Annotated in this window: 13 protein-coding genes; 10 read left to right on the forward strand and 3 right to left on the reverse strand. The window is 73.1% G+C overall.

Features of this window, described 5'->3' with window-relative positions; genetic code table 11:
• The first annotated feature begins 774 nt into the window (after positions 1 to 774).
• Complete coding sequence (locus BEK98_RS49095; RefSeq protein ID WP_094218735.1) at positions 775 to 1446, forward strand: hypothetical protein; 672 nt, start codon at positions 775 to 777, stop codon at positions 1444 to 1446.
• Here the strand turns inward: BEK98_RS49095 and BEK98_RS24140 are convergent.
• The gene (locus BEK98_RS24140) at positions 1434 to 2336 is read right to left on the reverse strand and encodes a bifunctional DNA primase/polymerase (RefSeq protein ID WP_094218736.1); all 903 of its coding nucleotides are present in this window, start codon (positions 2334 to 2336) and stop codon (positions 1434 to 1436) included. The genes BEK98_RS49095 and BEK98_RS24140 overlap by 13 nt on opposite strands.
• A gap of 368 nt (positions 2337 to 2704) precedes the next feature.
• On the opposite strand from BEK98_RS24140, the gene BEK98_RS24145 reads away from it, so the two are divergent.
• The 8 genes from BEK98_RS24145 to BEK98_RS24180 all read left to right on the forward strand — a co-directional run bounded on the left by BEK98_RS24145 (position 2705) and on the right by BEK98_RS24180 (position 10409).
• The gene (locus BEK98_RS24145) at positions 2705 to 3016 is read left to right on the forward strand and encodes a hypothetical protein (protein WP_094218737.1); all 312 of its coding nucleotides are present in this window, start codon (positions 2705 to 2707) and stop codon (positions 3014 to 3016) included.
• 202 nt (positions 3017 to 3218) lie between these two features.
• Positions 3219 to 4370: an acyl-CoA dehydrogenase family protein gene (locus BEK98_RS24150; RefSeq protein ID WP_094218738.1), complete on the forward strand. Its 1152-nt coding sequence runs from the start codon at positions 3219 to 3221 to the stop codon at positions 4368 to 4370.
• A complete protein-coding gene (locus tag BEK98_RS24155) occupies positions 4367 to 5302 on the forward strand; it encodes a bifunctional MaoC family dehydratase N-terminal/OB-fold nucleic acid binding domain-containing protein (RefSeq protein WP_244201951.1) in 936 nt (311 codons plus the stop codon). Before BEK98_RS24150 ends, BEK98_RS24155 begins: the two co-directional genes overlap by 4 nt.
• A gap of 1 nt (position 5303) precedes the next feature.
• Positions 5304 to 6353, forward strand: a complete 1050-nt coding sequence (locus BEK98_RS24160; protein ID WP_094218739.1) for an acyl-CoA dehydrogenase family protein — start codon at positions 5304 to 5306, stop codon at positions 6351 to 6353.
• Entirely contained in the window at positions 6343 to 6786 is a 444-nt protein-coding gene (locus tag BEK98_RS24165) for a MaoC family dehydratase (RefSeq protein ID WP_094218740.1), read from the forward strand. Before BEK98_RS24160 ends, BEK98_RS24165 begins: the two co-directional genes overlap by 11 nt.
• Positions 6783 to 7949 (forward strand): lipid-transfer protein, encoded by a 1167-nt coding sequence (locus BEK98_RS24170; RefSeq protein ID WP_094218741.1) that lies wholly within the window; start codon positions 6783 to 6785, stop codon positions 7947 to 7949. The genes BEK98_RS24165 and BEK98_RS24170 overlap by 4 nt, the downstream gene beginning before the upstream one ends.
• A 147-nt stretch (positions 7950 to 8096) precedes the next feature.
• Positions 8097 to 8654 carry a SigE family RNA polymerase sigma factor gene (locus tag BEK98_RS24175; RefSeq protein WP_094218742.1) on the forward strand — a complete coding sequence of 186 codons (558 nt, stop codon included), beginning with the start codon at positions 8097 to 8099 and terminating at the stop codon, positions 8652 to 8654.
• A gap of 99 nt (positions 8655 to 8753) precedes the next feature.
• Positions 8754 to 10409: a long-chain fatty acid--CoA ligase gene (locus BEK98_RS24180; protein ID WP_094218902.1), complete on the forward strand. Its 1656-nt coding sequence runs from the start codon at positions 8754 to 8756 to the stop codon at positions 10407 to 10409.
• A gap of 84 nt (positions 10410 to 10493) precedes the next feature.
• Here BEK98_RS24180 and BEK98_RS24185 read toward each other — a convergent pair whose 3' ends face one another.
• Positions 10494 to 11708, reverse strand: a complete 1215-nt coding sequence (locus BEK98_RS24185) for an MFS transporter (RefSeq protein ID WP_094218743.1) — start codon at positions 11706 to 11708, stop codon at positions 10494 to 10496.
• A gap of 126 nt (positions 11709 to 11834) precedes the next feature.
• Between BEK98_RS24185 and BEK98_RS24190 the strand changes: the two genes are divergently transcribed.
• Positions 11835 to 12428: a TetR/AcrR family transcriptional regulator gene (locus BEK98_RS24190; protein WP_094218744.1), complete on the forward strand. Its 594-nt coding sequence runs from the start codon at positions 11835 to 11837 to the stop codon at positions 12426 to 12428.
• Here BEK98_RS24190 and BEK98_RS24195 read toward each other — a convergent pair.
• On the reverse strand, positions 12425 to 16816 hold the full coding sequence (locus tag BEK98_RS24195) for a hybrid sensor histidine kinase/response regulator (protein ID WP_094218745.1): 4392 nt from the start codon (positions 16814 to 16816) through the stop codon (positions 12425 to 12427). The genes BEK98_RS24190 and BEK98_RS24195 overlap by 4 nt on opposite strands.
• Positions 16817 to 16921 lie beyond the last annotated feature (105 nt).

Below are 16921 nucleotides of genomic sequence, written 5' to 3' on the forward strand. Positions count from 1 at the left end.
CCGCCAATATAATCGGGCTCTCGACTTCGAAATCTGCGCTCAGCGTTCCCTCCCAATCGATCTATTGCAAGGAGATTGCGCAACAATCCGATCGTGCGTCAAGATCAAGAAAGTCGCCACTCTGCCAACACGGATGGACGAGTCCACTGCCAGGGAGGCGCCGAGCGGAGCGGAAGGTTGATGAGTCGAGGTTGTCAAGGGTGCCCCTGTGTCTGACACCGACACATGCGAACAGCGATGTTCGACTCCGAACCTCAGCGGGCGATCGTCCGAGGCTCACGGCGAGTCGGTTGATGTCTCCAGGACGCTGCGATCGACCTGATAAGGATGAGGCCGGACCTCACAGCCTGCATCGGGCACAATGCGCCGTTCTCACTGGTGGGCGGCGCCGCGGTGGGCCATCTGTGGGCCAACGTACCGATCCCGTGGGAATTTTGTGGCATCGGCGCAGTTCAGGAGGCAGGGTCAGTCCGATACCGCAACGCTCTTGAAAACCGTCGTGGCGCGAGTCACCGTGGGTTCAAATCCCACACCCACAGTGTAGTTGAGCGGCCCCGGACCGGGCGAACCGGTCCGGGGCCGTTGCTGTTGGCCCAGGGGAGGGGCATTTCCGGTTCCGGCCTGTGCGCGTCACATGATCCGGGCGCGGTGACGGCACTGTCCCGAGTCCGTGACACAGGCTGCTGTGGTGGTGCGGTGCGCGCGGGGAGGGCGTTACGGTCCGGATCCGGGTGCGGCCGGTCGGGCCGCCCGTGACCAGGGGGGACGTCCCACATGAATGCCCATCGCCTCAGACCCGTCGTCGTCGCGCTCTCGGCCGTCGCGCTGGCCGCCGTACTGACGGGATGCCAGGGGGACGACTCCGCCGCGGGGGCCTCCGGCGCGCCGAAGGCCGGGGCCACGGCCGGTTCGGCGACGCCGGGCACGGCAGGCGGCACCAGCAAGGGCACCGGCAAGGGAAGTGGCGAGGGCACCGGCTCCGGCTCCGGCTCCGGCTCCGGCAAGGGTGCCACCGCGGCCGCGACGCCCGCCGGCAAGGGCACCGGACCGGCCAAGACCGCGACGCCGGCCGCCGGCTGTGTCACCAAGGCGCCGGACCCGGACCACTACGACCCCGACGAGTTCGCCCTCTACCGCGTCGAGGAACTCCCCGGCAGCACCGGCAAGGTGAACCTCGTCATCCAGCACGGAGCCTGGGGATGCTCCGGCAAGGACAGTGACGGCAAGCCGTTCGTCGTCAGCGGTGAGGACAGCCGCTGGGCCATGGACCAGGCCGCGTACGTCACCGCCACCAACCCCATCACCGGCAGCAGTACGAACCAGCGCATCGGCGTGGGGGAGCTGATGGACTGGGTCAAGGCGCACCCCGACTCCGGCCTGGTGTTCAAGTACGAGGTGGGCGCCGACGGTTCCATCGACCGGCTGGAGCAGGTCTACACGCCGTAGTCACCCCACGCCCCGCCCTGGTTCCCCTGCCCCGTCATCCGGGCCGCCGACGCGATCGTCGCGCGGGCCTCGTGTTCGGACAGGCCGGTGTGGACGGCCGCCTCGACCAGGGGGTCGAGCAGGGCGGGCCCGAGGCCGTTCTCGTAGGCGCGGCAGGCCGCCCAGAACAGGCGGGTGTTGCGCTGGCCCTCGTGCGCGGTCAGGACGAACTGGACCAGGCCGCGGCCGTGGTCGCCGGTCGGCGGCGCCGCAGGGTGCGCGGGTCGGGGCGGGGGCAGGAGCAGCCGTAGCAGGGCCGGTGGGCAGAGGGCGGGGGCGAGGTGCGCGGTGCCGGGCGCGGTGGCGTACACGCCGTGGGCGGTGCGGGAGCCGGGGCCCACGAGGTAGCCGCCGGCGCCCCGGATGTCGATGCCGGGGGCGAGCCGGCTCGCCGAGTTGGGGACGACGACGTCCGGCGGGCCGGTCAGCCACAGGTGACGGCCGCCGCTCGGGGTGAGGACGACGACCGTCTCGGGGATCGTGAACAGATGCCGCAGGGCCAGTTCGCGCAGCGCGGCCGAGGAGTCGGTGCCGGACTTGGTGTCCAGGTCGACGCCGATGAGGTGGTGCGGGGGCAGCCCGCAGGCGATGCCGTAGCCGGTGGCCCAGGGCGCGGCGGCGAACAGTTCGCGGATGCGGACAGGGTCGGTCGAGGCGTCGTACACACCGTGGCCGAAGCGGCCGCACTCGCCGTGGCAGGGCGGCCCCGCCGGTTCCGGGGCGTCGCGGTGCGGGGAGCGCAGGGCCGGGAGTTTCGTCCGGGACAGGGGGATGACCGCCAGCCCGCGTTCGGCGGCTGACAGGGCGTGTGCGAGGGCCAGCGTCGTGGCCTGCCGGTCGGTGGTGGCCATGCCTCCATGTTCGTACTCGTGTTCGAAAAAGGGAAGAGGGGTCGGCGGCGACGCGCCCGGGGCGGGGAGATTGGCCGGAAATATGCCGGAACGATTCATCTCTTGTGGTGCTTGATGGGTGAAGGTCTGGCCTGTGTCGTGTTGTGACGTGAGATGACCAAAGGTGGCGATGGGGGTTTATCGACTTGTCATCACGCTTGCGTGCGAATCGGGTCTTCCGGGGTGGTTCGCCGGGGATTCGGTGGGCAAGTCTGGATGCGCGACGTCGTTCACGACAACCGAGGCGGTCGGCCAACTGCCTTGATACAAGCCGTACTTGACGCACCTTCGGCCTCAGTGTCGAGAGTGTTCCGTTCTGGAGGAACAACATGGCAAGCATCCGTACCGCCCGCGTTCTCGCCGCCGTCTCCGCTCTCCCGCTCGCAGCCGCCCTCTTCTCCGGTGTCGCTGCCGCGGACAACGGCGCCTTCGCGGACAACGGATCGAACGCCGGCGTGTCGAGCATCATCGGCAGCGGTGTCGGCCACGACAACAACGGAAACTCGTCCACCACCCAGCAGAACGCGGTCGGCTCCGGCGCCTCGAACCAGAGCAACACCGCACAGGTCAACGGCTCGGCCTGGACGGCCCTCCAGCAGGGCAACGAGAACGTCGCCGTCCACTTCACCCACCTGTGGTGAGCCGGGGTCGAGGTCCCTCTCGCTGAGGGCCCTCGCGGGGTGTGCTTCGGGGTCGTAACGCGTCTGCGCGGCGGTGCTTCGGTGCCGCCGCGCAGGCGTTCTCCGGTGCGCGGTTCCGGAGCGGCCGACCTTGACACGGATCGGTATCTGACGGACAGTCAGAAACCGTCCTGTCAGGCAAGCGAGGCCGGGAGGGCCCGCCGTGCACCTCGCCCCCACCGAGCGGCAGCAGCGACTGCGCGCCGAACTCCGCGCCTACTTCCGGACCATGCTGCCCGAGGCGGGCGAACCCGCCGACGCGCGCGCTCTGTTGCGCCGCATCGGCGCCGACGGCTGGCTGGGACTCGGCTGGCCGGTCGAGTACGGCGGCCAGGGGCGGGGCGCGGACGAGCAGTTCGTGTTCTTCGACGAGGCGTACCGGGCCGGCGCCCCCGTCTCCATGGTCACGCTCAACACGGTCGGCCCCACGCTGATGAAGTACGGCAGTGAGCACCAGAAGGCCCACTTCCTGCCCCGGATCCTCTCCGGTGACCTGGTCTTCGCGATCGGCTACACCGAGCCCTCCGCCGGCACCGACCTCGCCTCGCTGCGGACCCGGGCCGTACGGGAGGGCGACGGCTGGCGGATCGACGGGCAGAAGATCTTCACCTCGGGCGCCCAGCACGCCGACTGGATCTGGCTCGCCTGCCGCACCGACCCGGACGCGCCCAAGCACCGCGGCATCTCCCTCCTCCTCGTCCCCACGGACGCCCCGGGCTTCTCCTGGACGCCGATCGAGACCGTGGGCGGGCAGACGACGACGGCCACGTACTACGACGGTGTCCGCGTCCCCGCCCGGAACCTGGTCGGCGCCGAGAACGAGGGCTGGTCGCTGATCACCAGCCAGCTCAACCACGAACGGGTCGCCCTCGCCGCCATCGGCATGCAGGCCGAGGAGTTCTACGCGGCCGCGCTCGCCGCCGCCCGCACCCCCGATCAGGTGACCGGCGGGCGCCGCATTGACGAGCCGTGGGTGCGTTTTCGACTGGCCGAGGTGCATGCCCGGCTGGCGGCATCGCGCCTGCTCAACTGGCGTTTGGTGGGGGACGTGGGGGCGGGCCGGCTGGCCCCCGGCGACGCCAGTGCGGTGAAGGTCGCGGGAACGGAATCGGCTGTCGCGACGTATCGCATGTGTCAGGAGATCGTCGGCGATGCGGGACTCGTCCGCTCCGGGTCGCCGGGGGCGTTCGAGGACGGCGAGCTGGAGCGGCTGAACAGGGCGGCGCAGATCAACACGTTCGGGGGCGGGGTGAGCGAGGTGCAGCGGGAGATCGTCGCGACGATGCGGCTCGGGATGACGAGGGGGCGGAGGTGAGCGCGGAGGTGAGCGAGGGGGTGGACGAGCTGGGTGCGCGGCTCAAGGCGTACGAGGGGCGGGCGGCCGCCGTCGCGGGGGTGGGCAAGGACCCGGTGAACGCGCCGATGATCCGGCACTGGTGCGAGGCGATGGGCGACACCAGTAAGGCGTACCGGGGACCCGGTGCCATCGCCCCGCCCACCATGCTCCAGGTGTGGACGATGGGCGGCCTGTCCGGCCACGAGGGCCGCACCGACGCCTACGACGAACTCCTCGGCCTGCTGGACGAGTCGGGCTGTACGTCCGTGGTGGCCACCGACTGCGAGCAGGAGTATCCCCGGCCCCTGCGCCCGGGCGACGAGGTCACCTTCGACGCGGTGATCGAGTCGGTCTCCGACCGCAAGACGACGAAGCTGGGCACGGGGTACTTCGTCACGACCCGCATGGACGTACGGGTCGGCGGCGAACTCGCGGGCACCCACCGCTTCCGCATCCTCAAGTACGCCCCGGCCCGCCGTAAATCCCAGGCCGAGCGCCCCCGGCGCCCCCGCCCGGTGGTCAACCGGGACACCGCCGGCTTCTGGGAGGGAGTGGCCCAACACCGGCTTCTCATCCAGCGCTGCACGGGCTGCGGCACCCTGCGCCACCCCTGGCTGCCGGGCTGCAATGCCTGCGGCTGCCTGGACTGGGACACGGTCGAGGCGAGCGGCGAGGGCACGGTCTACTCGTACGTGGTGATGCACCACCCGCCCTTCCCGGCCTTCGAGCCTCCATACGCGGTCGGCCTGATCGAACTCGCTGAGGGCGTGCGGATGGTGAGCAACGTGGTGGGGGTGCCGTACGACAAGGTGCGCATCGGTCTGCCGGTCCGGGTGGAGTTCCGCGGCTACGAGGACGAGGAGGGCGCACTCGTCCTGCCGGTCTTCCGGGTCGTCGAAGGGGAGGGGTGACATGGACTTCACGCCCACCGAGGCCCAGGCCGAGGCCCGCGACCTGGCCGCGCGGATCTTCGGCGACCTCGCCACCCACGAGCGGCTGAAGGCCGCCGGCACCGGCAGCGACCCCGAGCTGTTCAAGGCCCTGTGCACGGCGGGCCTGGTCGGCGCCGTGACGGAGCTGGGCCTGCTCGGGCTCGTGCTGCTCCTGGAGGAGCAGGGGCGTACGACGGCCCAGGTGCCCTATGCGGCGACGTGCGTGTACGGCCTTCTGGCGGTCGCCTCACACGGCACCCCCGAGCAGCGGGAGCGGCTGCTGCCGGGTGTCGAGGACGGCTCGGTGGTGGTCGGCGGGGCGCTTCCGGCACAGGGGGGTGTCCGGGCCTCCGGGCAGGACAGGGGCTCCGGGCAGGGCGAGCTGACCGGCTCCGTCCCCGTCGTCCCCTGGCTCCGGGACGCCACCCACGTCCTGGTCGCCGACACCGACCGGCGCCTGTGGCTGGCCGCGCTCGGCGAGGGCACCGGGACCACCCCGGTGGAGCTGACGGCGCCCTGGTCCGCGGCCCGTCTCACCCTCGACCGTGCCCCGGCGGAACCCCTCGGCGGCCCGGGCACCGGCGCCTACGCCGACGTCCTCGCCACCGCCCGCACCGCCTTCGCCGGGCTCCAGGCCGGGGTGTGCGCCGGGTCGCTGGCGCGGGCGGTGGCGCACACCAACACCAGGGAGCAGTTCGGGCGCCCGCTCGCCACCCGGCAGGCCGTCCAACTCCGGGCCGCCGACGCCCACATGGACACCGAGGCGATACGGGTGACGGCGTACGAGGCCGCCTGGCGGCGGGACGCGGGGCTGCCGTACGCCACGCACGCGCTGACCGCCGCCTGGTGGGCCGCCGAGGCGGGACAGCGGGTCGTCCACACCGGTCAGCATCTGCACGGCGGGGCCGGAGCCGACCTCGACCATCCGGTGCACCGGCACTTCCTGTGGGGGCGGCAGCTGGACGCCTACCTGGGAAGCGGGGCCGAAGTACTGCAGGAACTGGGGGAGTTGATCGCACATGGGGAGTGAGACGCGGGCACACCGGCCGGTGGCGGGCGCCGAGCTGCCGCCGCTGGAGATCCCGATCACCCGCACGCTGATCGTGGCCGGGGCGATCGCCTCCCGGGACTACCAGGACGTGCACCACGACGCGGAGCTGGCCCGGCAGAAGGGCTCCCCCGACGTCTTCATGAACATCCTGACGACCAACGGGCTGGTCGGCAGGTACATCACGGACCACTTCGGCCCGTCCGCGGTGCTCCGCAAGGTCGCCATCAGGCTGGGGGCGCCCAACTATCCGGGGGACACGATGGTGCTGACGGGCCGGGTCGAGGAGGTCGACGGCGACACGGCGACGGTGCGCGTGGTCGGGGCCAACGCCATCGGCCGGCATGTGACCGGCACGGTGACGGTCAGCGTCCCGGCACCGTCCGCCGTATCGGACGGGGAGGCCGCGTCATGAGTGTGCGCACCCGGGACTCCCTCGGTGGCCGGGCGGCGATCGTCGGTATCGGGGCCACCGAGTTCTCCAAGGACTCCGGCCGCAGTGAGCTGCGGCTGGCGGTGGAGGCGGTGGGGGCCGCGCTGGACGACGCGGGGCTCACCCCCGCCGACGTGGACGGCTTGGTGACGTTCACGATGGACACCAGCCCGGAGATCACCGTGGCCCAGGCCTGCGGGATGGGTGAGCTGTCCTTCTTCTCCCGCGTCCACTACGGCGGCGGGGCGGCCTGCGCGACCGTCCAGCAGGCGGCGCTCGCGGTGGCGACGGGCGTGGCCGAGGTGGTGGTCTGCTACCGGGCCTTCAACGAGCGGTCGGGCCGCAGATTCGGCGCGGGCGTGCAGCACCGGGAGCCGTCGGCGGAGGGCGTGGCGCTCGGCTGGGCGCTGCCGTTCGGGCTGCTCACCCCGGCCTCCTGGGTGGCGATGGCGGCCCAGCGGTATCTGCACGCCCACGGGCTGACCCCCGAGGCGTTCGGGCAGGTGGCCGTGGTGGACCGGAAGTACGCGGCGACGAACCCGGCGGCCTACTTCCACGGCCGCCCCATCACCCTCGCCGACCACACCGCCTCCCGCTGGATCGTGGAGCCGCTCCGGCTGCTGGACTGCTGCCAGGAGACCGACGGCGGCCAGGCCCTGGTGGTGACGTCCCTGGAGCGGGCCCGGGACCTGCCGCATCCGCCCGCCGTGATCGCGGCGGCCGCCCAGGGCGCCGGCCGGGCCCAGGAGCAGATGACCAGCTTCTACCGGGACGACCTGACCGGCCTGCCGGAGATGGGTGTGGTGGCCCGCCAGCTGTGGCGGACGTCGGGACTGGGCCCGGCCGACATCGACGTGGGGATCCTGTACGACCACTTCACACCGTTCGTGCTGATGCAGCTGGAGGAGTTCGGGTTCTGCGGGAAGGGGGAGGCGGCGGACCTGGTGGCCGAGGAGCGGCTGCCGATCAACACACACGGGGGACAGCTCGGGGAGGCCTACCTGCACGGGATGAACGGGGTCGCGGAAGCGGTGCGCCAGCTGCGGGGCACGGCGGTGAACCAGATACCGGGGGCGGCCCGGACCCTGGTGACGGCCGGCACGGGGGTGCCGACGTCGGGGCTGGTCCTGGCGGCCGACGGGTGAGCCCTCAGGGGTGAACCCGCAGCCGAGGTCACCCCGTAGTCCACCTTCAGGAGGTGTAGGCAACCCCACCCCTACAACCTGAGGGGGACCCCGCTTCGGGACCTGGGGCCGATCCGCCGCGGTGCGGTCCGCTCCTAGCGTGGAGCCATGACCACACCCGTCTGCACCAGCGCCTCGGCCGCCGCCGCACCCGCGCGGCAGACCCACGCATACCCGTCGTTCTCCTCGTACGTCAGGGCCCGCCAGCCGATCCTGCTGCGTACCGCGCGCTCGCTGACCGCGAACCCGAGCGATGCCGAGGACCTGCTGCAGACCGCGCTCACCAAGACCTATGTGGCCTGGGAGCGGATCGAGGACCACCGGGCGCTCGACGGCTATGTGCGCCGGGCCCTGCTGAACACGCGGACCTCGCAGTGGCGCAAGCGCAGAGTGGACGAGTACTCCTGCGACGAGCTGCCCGAGCCCGAGCCCGTACCCGGTGAGGAGGACCCGGCCGAGCGGCAGGCGCTGCACGACGCCATGTGGCGGGCGATCACCAAACTGCCCGCGCGGCAGCGGGCGATGGTCGTCCTCAGGTACTACGAGGACCTCAGCGAGGCCCAGACGGCCGAGGTGCTCGGTGTCTCGGTGGGCACGGTGAAGTCGGCGGTGTCCCGGGCCCTGGGCAAGCTGCGCGAGGACCCCGAGCTGGGCCTGGTGCGCTAGACCTCAGTTTCGCTCCCCCTAGTGACATACCGCGCGGTATGTGCGCAGAATCAGCGCAACCTCTACTCCCGCGTAGGCAATGTCGCCATGGAGGACGCCGTGCTGAGCACCATGCAGGACGTACCGCTGTTGATCTCGAGGATCCTGACCCACGGGTCGACGGTCCACGGGTCGTCGCGGGTGACCACCTGGACCGGCGAGGGCGAGCCGCAGCGCCGTACCTTCGCCGAGACCGGCGCCCGCGCGGCCCAGCTGGCGCACGCCCTGCGGGACGAACTCGGCGTCATGGGCGACGCCCGGGTCGCGACGCTGATGTGGAACAACGCCGAGCACGTCGAGGCCTACTTCGCCATCCCCTCCATGGGCGCGGTCCTGCACACCCTCAACCTCCGCCTCCCGGCCGAGCAGCTGGCGTGGATCGTCAACCACGCCGCCGACCGCGTGATCATCGTCAACGGCTCGCTGATACCGCTGATCGCGCCGCTGCTGTCCAAGCTGCCGACGGTGGAGCACGTCGTCGTGACGGGCCCCGGTGACCGTGCCCCGCTCGACGGGGCCACCGCGCGGGTGCACGAGTACGAGGAGCTGATCGCCGGCCGGCCCACGAGCTACGACTGGCCCGAGCTGGACGAACGCCAGGCCGCCGCGATGTGCTACACCTCCGGCACGACCGGCGACCCCAAGGGCGTGGTGTACAGCCACCGTTCGATCTACCTGCACTCCATGCAGGTCAACATGACCCAGTCGATGGGCCTGACCGACCAGGACACCTCGCTGGTCGTGGTCCCCCAGTTCCATGTCAACGCCTGGGGCCTGCCGCACGCCACCTTCATGACCGGCGTCAACCTGCTGATGCCGGACCGCTTCCTGCAGCCCGCCCCGCTCGCCGAGATGATCGAGCGGGAGAAGCCGACGCACGCGGCCGCCGTCCCCACCATCTGGCAGGGTCTGCTCGCCGAACTCACCGCCCGCCCCCGGGACGTCTCCTCCCTCGGCCAGGTCACCATCGGCGGCGCCGCCTGTCCGCCGGCCCTGATGGCGGCCTTCGACAAGCTCGGCATGCGGGTCTGCCACGCCTGGGGCATGACGGAGACCTCCCCGCTCGGCACGGTGTCCCGCCCGCCGGCCCACGCGATCGGCACCGAGGAGGAGTTCGCCTACCGCGTCACCCAGGGCCGCTTCCCGGCCAGTGTCGAGGGCCGCCTGACCGGCCCCGGTGGCGAGCGCCTGCCCTGGGACGGCGCGTCGGCGGGCGAGCTGGAGGTGCGCGGCCCCTGGATCGCGGGCGCCTACTACAACGGCCCCGACGCCGAACCGCTGCGTCCCGCCGACAAGTTCAGCGAGGACGGCTGGCTGAAGACCGGCGACGTCGGCACCATCTCCCCCGACGGCTTCCTGACGCTCACCGACCGGGCCAAGGACGTCATCAAGTCCGGCGGCGAGTGGATCTCCTCGGTCGATCTGGAGAACGCGCTGATGGCGCACCCGGATGTCGCCGAGGCCGCCGTGGTCGCCGTGCCCGACGAGAAGTGGGGCGAGCGGCCGCTGGCCACGGTCGTCCTCAAGGAGGGCTCCACCGTCGACTTCGAGACCCTGCGCACCTTCCTCGCCGAGGAGGGGAAGATCGCCAGGTGGCAGCTCCCGGAGCGCTGGACGATCGTCGAGGCGGTCCCGAAGACGAGCGTGGGCAAGTTCGACAAGAAGGTGCTGCGCCGGCGGTACGCCGAGGGGGAGCTGGACGTCACCAGCCTCTGACCGGACGAGGGGGCGGCCGTACGGCAAGCGGCCGCCCTACGACAGGACCTGACGCCGTACCGCAGTGGTCGCCCACGACAGGACCTAGCGCCGTACCGCAGTCGTCGCCCACCCCAGCACCAGCCATACCCCCGCCACCGCGCTGACCCCGCCCCAGCCCCAGTGGGTGAAGGCCAGGCCCGCCAGGGTCGAGGCGAGGGCGCCGCCGGTGAAGCCGGCGACGACGTACGCGGTGTTGGCGGTGGCCGGGGCGGAGGTGGTCGTCAGGGCCAGGGTCTGGTTGGCGACATGGGAGGCGACCAGGGCTGCGTGGATGGCGACGGCGGCCACGAACAGCGCGGCCGGCACCTGCCCGCCCAGCCAGAACAGCGGCACGGACACGGCCGCGAGCACATACGCGGACCGTACGACCTTCGCGGCGCCGAAGCGGTCGACCAGGCCGCCCGCGAGCGGGGCCACCGCGGTGGCCGTGAGGCCGAAGAGGCCGAACAGACCGGCGGTCGCGGTGGACAGGCCGTACGCCGGGCCGGTCAGCAGCAGGGCGAGCGAGGTCCACAGGGCGCTCCAGGCGCCGAACATCCCGGCCTGGCGCACGCACGCCCGCCACAGGTCGGGCGAGCGGCGGACGAGTCCGGGCAGCTCGGCGATGCCCGAGAACAGCGCTCCCTCGCGAGCGCGCCGCTCCGACGGCAGGGCCAGCGCGGTGGCCAGACCCAGGACGAGGGTCAGCGCGCCGGACCCGGCGAACACCCACCGCCAGCCGAAGGCCTGCCCGGCGAGGGAGCCGACGACCCGGGCCCCGACGATGCCGGTGAACAGACCGGCGATGACGGCCGCGACATGGCGGGCGCGGTGGTGGGCGGGGGCACGCTCGGCGACCAGCGGGACGAGCAGTTGGGGGATGACGGTCGCCGCGGCGGCGACGAACACGGCGGCCGCGAGGGCGGCGGTGCCGGGCGCGGCCGCGCCGAGCCCCAGCGCGGCCGCCGTGGCCAGCGAGAGCAGGGCGACCAGCGGGCGCCGGTTGACGCGGTCGCCGAGCGGGGCGAAGAAGAGCAGGCCGGCCGCGTAGCCGAACTGGGCGACCGAGGCGATCCAGGCGACGGCCGAGGGGACCGTGCCGAAATCGTGGGCGATCAGCGGGAACAGCGGGGCCGCGAGGTAGATGTTGGCGGCCGTGACGGCGGTGCAGACGGCGATGAGCAGCAGGAAGAGCCGGCTGGAGGCGGCGGGCCGTTCCCGGGCGGGGATCCGGATCTCGGCTGCCCGGTGGCTGGTGGTGCTGGTCGGTGACGGCATGAGCGGACATACTCCTTCGAGCCGACTCTCACAACTAACTGGTTGGTTGGATGCGTCAACAGGGTGTGCCTCCCCGTGATTCCCCGTCAACCAAACGGTTGGTTACAAGAGCGCTACGCTGGCCGCATGGCAGCAGTCAGGGACCCCGAGGCCACCAGGGCCCGCATCTTCGACGCGGCGGTCGCCGAGTTCTCCCGGTACGGCATCGCGGGCGCCCGCATCGACCGCATCGCCGGCGAGGCCAAGGCCAACAAGCAGCTCATCTACGCCTACTTCGGCAACAAGGCGGAGCTGTTCACGCGGGTCCTGGGCAGGTGCATGGTGGACCTGGCCGCGGCCGTGCCTGTCGACGCGGACGACATCGAGGGCTGGATCGACCGCCTCCTCGACTACCACGCCGCCCACCCCGAGCTGCTGCGCCTCCTGTACTGGGAGGGCATCGAGTACGGCACCGGCGAGCTGCCGGACGAGGCCGAGCGCCAGGAGCACTACGCACACAAGGTCGCGGCGATCGCGGACGGCCAGGCCAGGGGCGTCATCAGCGACGCGATCCCGCCCGGCGACCTGCTGATCCTGCTGGTGTCGCTGGCCAACTGGGCCACCGTCGTCCCCCAGATGCGGCGCATCCTCACCGGCGTCGAGGACACCGACCGCGACCGCCTGCGGGCCTCGATCAAGGAGGCGGCCCGCAGGCTGGTGGCCGGCCAGGACACCCCCTAGTTGGTGCCGATCCGCGCGAGCAGGTCCACGATCCGGCTCTGCACCTCGTTGCTGGTGGACCGCTCCGCGAGGAACAGCACCGTCTCGCCCGAGGCCAGCCGCGGCAGGTCGGCCGGGTCGACGGCGGCGGTGTAGACGACCAGCGGGGTGCGGTTGAGCTGCCCGTTGGCGCGCAGCCAGTCGATGATCCCGGTGTACCCGGCCTGCCGCCGGTGCACCTGCATCAGGTCCATCACCACGAGGTTCGGCCTGAGCTGCCCCGCCAGCGTCACCGCGTCGTTGTCGCTCGCGGCCCGCGCCACCTGCATCCCACGCCGCTCCAGCGTCGAGGTCAGCGCCAGCGCGATCTCCGCGTGCTCCTCGATGAGCAGCACCCGCGGCGGATGCTGCTCGCTGTCGCGCGGCGCCAGCGCCTTCAGGAGTACGGCGGGATCGGCGCCGTACGCCGCCTCGCGCGTCGCCTGCCCGAGCCCGGCCGTGACCAGCACCGGCACCTCGGCCGCGACCGCGGCCTGGCGCAGCGACTGCAGCGCGGTACGGGTGATCGGCCCGGTCAGCGGGTCCACGAACAGCGCGGCCGGGAACGCCGCGATCTGTGCGTCGACCTCCTCGCGGGAGTGCACGATGACGGGCCGGTAGCCGCGGTCGCTCAGCGCCTGCTGGGTCGTCACGTCCGGCGCGGGCCACACCAGCAGCCGGCGCGGGTTGTCCAGCGGCTCCGGGGGCAGCTCGTCGTCCAGCGGCTGCGGACGCGGGGTGTCCGCGACCTCGATGGCCCCGCCGGGACCGTCCAGCGGTTCGGGCCCCTCGGCCGCGTTCGCGTCCGGGGCGCCTATGGCGTACGAGCGTCCGGCGCCCTCGGTGACCGGGGCGAGCAGGGACTGCCCCGCGAGCGAGGGCTGCGCGGGCAGCGGTTCGGCCGGCGGATGCGGACGGGCCGCCTGCTCCGGCTGCTGCTCCTGGCGCCCGGCCGGGTCGGGCGGCGTGCCGAGCTTCCGCCGGCGGCCGGAACCGCCCGGCGCGTGCGGGGGTGGGGTCGCCGTCGGCTGCTGCACCTGCGCGGCCTGCCGCGCGAACGGCACGCCCTGCCCCAGCGTGCGGACGCTGATCGCCCGGCCCTGGGTGGAGTTCGGGTCGACCGCGGGCCCCGCGGCCTCGGCGGGCAGAGGCTGAGCCGCCGCCGGCGGGAGCGGCGTGCGGGGCTGCGGTGCCGGGACGCCCGCGCCGGAGGTGCCGTCGGCACCGGGCCACTGCTGGGGGACGGCGGCCGCGGGGGTGCCTGCGGCCGGCGTGCTCTGGCCCACCGCGACCTGCCCGGCCGCCGCCTCCGCCGGGAGCGGCTGGGCGGACTGGGGCACGGCCGGGGTACCGGCGGCGGGGGTGGCCTGTGCCGCCGGGGCGGGCGCGGCCGGCGGCTGCTGGCCTTGAGGGGCCTGCGCCGGTACGGGCTGAGCGGGCACCGGCAGGGCGGGTGCCATTTGCGCAGGGACCGGCTGGGCGGGTGCCAGCTGTGCCGGTACGGGCTGCCCGGGGGCGGCCTGCGCGGGAATCGGCTGGCCCGGCGCAACCGGTACGACCTGACCGGCGGTGCCCTGCGCGGGTACGGCGGCGTTGGGCAGGGCCGCCGGCTGCCCGGGGGCGGCCTGAGCCTGAGCTACGACAGCAGCCTGCGCCACGACACCAGCCGGAGCCACGACACCCGGCTGACCCGCGGCCCCCGTCGGCGCGCCCGGTACCGGAGTCGCCTGAGCCGGGAGCGCCTGAGCGGGTGTCGCCTGAGCCGGAAGCGCAGGAACGGCCTGGCCAGGCGCCCCGGGAGCAGCGGCCACCGCCTCTACGGCCTCGCCCGGATGGGCCACGGCCCGCCGGCGACGGCCGGTCGGTGCGTTCGTGGGGTGCGGCTGGGGCGGGGTGTGGTCCTCGGCCTGGTCGAGCGGTACGGCGTCATGCCGGCCGTCGTCGGGAACTCCCGGCGCGGACACCCGCACCTGACCGGGGACCTGGGACTGGGCACCCGCGCCCGGAGCCACCCCCTCACCGGTCGCCGCATCGGCGGAGTCGGGCGAGCGGTCGGCCTCGGCCGGGGGCAGCGCGAAGACCGTACGGGCCCCCGCCTCCTGCGCGGCGGCCCGCTCCGCGGCGGCGGCCAGCGCACGCCGGCGCCGCCCGGTCGGCTGCTCCTCGCCGGAGGCCTCGGCCGGAACGGGCTGCGCGGTCCCGGTACCGGCCGCGGGCAGCGCCGGCGGCAGGGCGGCCTGCGGTGCGCCGGAGTCGCGCCGGGCCCGGCGGCCCGTGGGCACGGGCACGCCCTGCGGCGGCACCGCGGCGCCGAGTCCGTTGCCCGTGGCGGCGGTGCCCGCGGCATGCTCGGCCGCGGTCACCACGGCACCCTCGGCCACGCCCTCCCGTTCCGTACCGGCGCTTTCCGTACCGGCGCCGATGTCGGCGGGCCGTCCGCGCCGCCGTCCGGTCGCGCCGGTCGCGCCCTCCGCGCCCTCGCCGGCGACCGGATCCGCCGCCTCGACGGCAGCCACCGCACGCCTACGGCGCCCGGTCGGCGCGACCGCCTCGCCGTCAGCGGACTCACCGGGAACGTCGCTCTCCAGGAAGGCGTCCGTGGAGGCCCGTCGGGCCCGCCGCCGACCGCCACCGGTGCCCTGCTCGGCATCCCCGGCCGTCTCGGCGGCGGTGTCCTCGGCGTCCGCGGCCGGTGCGGCGACCGCGCCGGCCCCACCGCCGAGCGGCACTTCGAGGACGTACGCGCTGCCGCTCATGCCCGGCACCTCGTGCGTCTGCAGCACACCGCCGTGCGCCCGTACGATCCCGCGCACCATCGGCTCGTGCACCGGGTCTCCCCCGGTGTACGGCCCGCGCACCTCGATCCGTGCGACCTCACCGCGCTGCGCGGCCGCGACCACGACGGTGTTGTCCATGTAACCGCCCGCGGACACGGGCGCGTTGCCGGTGGCGTCGACGCCCGCCACGTCCGCGACGAGATGCGCGAGCGCGGTGGCGAGCCGCTGCGGGTCGACCTCGGCCTCGATGGGCGGCGCGTGCACGGCGAACTGGACGCGGCCGGGGCCGATCAGCTCCACCGCCCCCTCCACGCCGGCGGCGACGACGGCGTCGAGCATCACCTTCGTACGGGTGATGTCCTCCGTGCCCGCGTCCAGCCGCTGGTAGCCGAGGACGTTGTCGATGAGGGTGGTGATGCGCGAGTAGCCGGCTGAGAGGTGGTGCAGCACCTGGTTGGCCTCGGGCCACAGCTGCCCGGCGTCGTCCGCGGCCAGGGCGGCCAGCTCGCGCCGCAGCTCGTCCAGCGGCCCGCGCAGGGACCGTGCGAGCAGCGTGAGCAGCTGCTCGTGCCGCCCGGAGAGGGCCTCGTACCGGTCCTTCTCCCGCTCGGCGAGCGCGGCGTACCGTTCCTCGCCGGCCGCCAGCTCCTCCTCGTGCTCCTCGCGCAGGTCGTCGAGTTCGGTGACGTGCTGCTGGCGCAGCGCGGTCAGGTCGGAGGCGTGCTTCTCGGAGAGCTGCTCCAGCTCCTCGGCGTGCGCCTTCTCCAGCGCTTCCTTCTCCTCGGCGAGGGCGTCGTACGGCCGCCGGTCGGTGAAGGTCATGACGGCGCCGACGAGCTGGTCGCCGTCGCGCACGGGCGCGGTGGTCAGGTCGACCGCGACCTTCTTGTCGCCCTTGGACCACAGCACCTGCCCGCGCACCCGGTGCTTGCGTCCGGAGCGCAGGGTGTCGGCGAGCGGCGACTCCTCGTACGGGAAGGGGGAGCCGTCGGGACGGGAGTGCAGCACGAGGTCGTGCAGCTCCTTGCCGCCCAGCTCACCGGCCCGGTAACCCAGTATCTGAGCGGCGGCCGGATTGACCAGCACGATCCGCCCGTCGGTGTCGGTGCCGACGACACCCTCGGCCGCGGCCCGCAGGATCATCTCGGTCTGCCGCTGCGAGCGGGCCAGCTCGGCCTCGGTGTCCACGGTCCCGGACAGGTCCCGTACGACGATCATGAGCAGCTCGTCGCCGGTGTAGCCGTAACCGTCGTACGCCTGCTGCCCGTTCTCCAGGTTCGCGCTCGTGACCTCGACCGGGAACTCGGTCCCGTCGGTCCGCCGCGCGATCATCCGCGTGGGCTTGGTCCGCCCCTGCGGGTCCATGTGGTCGGGGCGCCGCATGGAGCCGGGGATGAGCCGGGAGTCGAACTGCGGCAGCAGATCGAGCAGCCCCCGCCCGACGAGCGCGGTGCCCGGCGCCTCGAAGGCCTCCAGGGCGATGGTGTTGGCGTTGACGACGGTTCCGTTCGCGTTGACCAGCACCAACGCGTCGGGCAGCGCGTCGAGTATGGCTGCGAGGCGAGCAGCGCCTCGGGATGGCCTGCTGCTCACGAGACGCTTCCTCCCTGTTACCGCTTTCCGACCGCTCGGGCCATCTTGCCAACCGGCCCGCAGCGTGTCACGCGAGGGAGTCTAAAGGCACGAGTTGCGCTCGCG

The organism is Streptomyces diastatochromogenes (assembly GCF_002242805.1).
GTDB lineage: Bacteria > Actinomycetota > Actinomycetes > Streptomycetales > Streptomycetaceae > Streptomyces > Streptomyces diastatochromogenes.

Bases quoted from the DNA above. Each gene is read 5' to 3' on its own strand.
- BEK98_RS24145 (WP_094218737.1), top strand. From the start codon at position 2,705: ATGGCAAGCATCCGTACCGCCCGCGTTCTCGCCGCCGTCTCCGCTCTC.
- BEK98_RS24140 (WP_094218736.1), bottom strand. From the start codon at position 2,336: ATGGCCACCACCGACCGGCAGGCCACGACGCTGGCCCTCGCACACGCC.
- BEK98_RS24170 (WP_094218741.1), top strand. From the start codon at position 6,783: ATGAGTGTGCGCACCCGGGACTCCCTCGGTGGCCGGGCGGCGATCGTC.
- BEK98_RS24160 (WP_094218739.1), top strand. From the start codon at position 5,304: ATGGACTTCACGCCCACCGAGGCCCAGGCCGAGGCCCGCGACCTGGCC.
- BEK98_RS24175 (WP_094218742.1), top strand. From the start codon at position 8,097: ATGACCACACCCGTCTGCACCAGCGCCTCGGCCGCCGCCGCACCCGCG.
- BEK98_RS24190 (WP_094218744.1), top strand. From the start codon at position 11,835: ATGGCAGCAGTCAGGGACCCCGAGGCCACCAGGGCCCGCATCTTCGAC.
- BEK98_RS49095 (WP_094218735.1), top strand. From the start codon at position 775: ATGAATGCCCATCGCCTCAGACCCGTCGTCGTCGCGCTCTCGGCCGTC.
- BEK98_RS24185 (WP_094218743.1), bottom strand. From the start codon at position 11,708: ATGCCGTCACCGACCAGCACCACCAGCCACCGGGCAGCCGAGATCCGG.
- BEK98_RS24165 (WP_094218740.1), top strand. From the start codon at position 6,343: ATGGGGAGTGAGACGCGGGCACACCGGCCGGTGGCGGGCGCCGAGCTG.